Origin of the sequence: Shinella sp. NM-101 (assembly GCF_021401195.1) — a bacterium.
Lineage (GTDB): Bacteria > Pseudomonadota > Alphaproteobacteria > Rhizobiales > Rhizobiaceae > Shinella.
Genome location: NZ_JACBFT010000061.1, coordinates 1 through 657 on the forward strand (window position 1 = coordinate 1; position 657 = coordinate 657).

Consider the following 657-nt stretch of genomic DNA (forward strand, 5'->3'; position numbering starts at 1 on the left):
GGAGGGGCGGCCGCCATATTTGCCAGGACGACGTTTGTAACCGATCTCAGCCTTGATCCCGGCAAGCCTTGTCAGACGTGCGACGCGGTTCGGGCAGCACATCTCGCCTTGGTCGAGAAGGTCGTCATGAAGCTTCCGATAGCCATAGACCTTGCCGCTCTCTTCCCAAGCTTGAAACAGGAGATCGGTCTGTCGTTTGTCCTCGCTGGCCCGTTTGCTCAACGGGTTCTTCAGCCAGGCATAGAACCCGCTCGGGTGCACATGGAGAAGCCGGCACATCGTCCGCACCGAGAACCGCAGGCGATACAGGGCAATGAACGCGTACTTCACTTTGCATCCCTGGCGAAGTACGCGGCCGCTTTTTTTAGGATGTCGCGCTCCTCGGTAACGCGAGCCAGTTCCTTCTTCAGCCGCCTGATCTCGTCGGCCTCGTCGCTGGTCTTGCCGTTCGATATGCCGAACTTCTTCTTCCACTCGTAGAGCGAATGCTGGCTGACCCCCAGCCGCTGCGAGACCTCCGCTACCGGATAGCCACGCTCGGTGATCTGACGCACCGCGTCGCGCTTGAACTCTTCCGTGAAATTGCCTTTGCCCATGTAGGCCTCCTGCCTCAGATTTAGGGGAGAAGGCGTCTACAAATCTAGGGGCTATTCAGAT

1 pseudogene is annotated in these 657 nt (G+C 58.4%); it reads right to left on the reverse strand.

Annotation, left to right across the window (positions count from 1 at the left end):
* A pseudogene (locus L0976_RS28575) lies at positions 1-596 on the reverse strand (transposase); the annotation flags it as partial.
* Positions 597-657 lie beyond the last annotated feature (61 nt).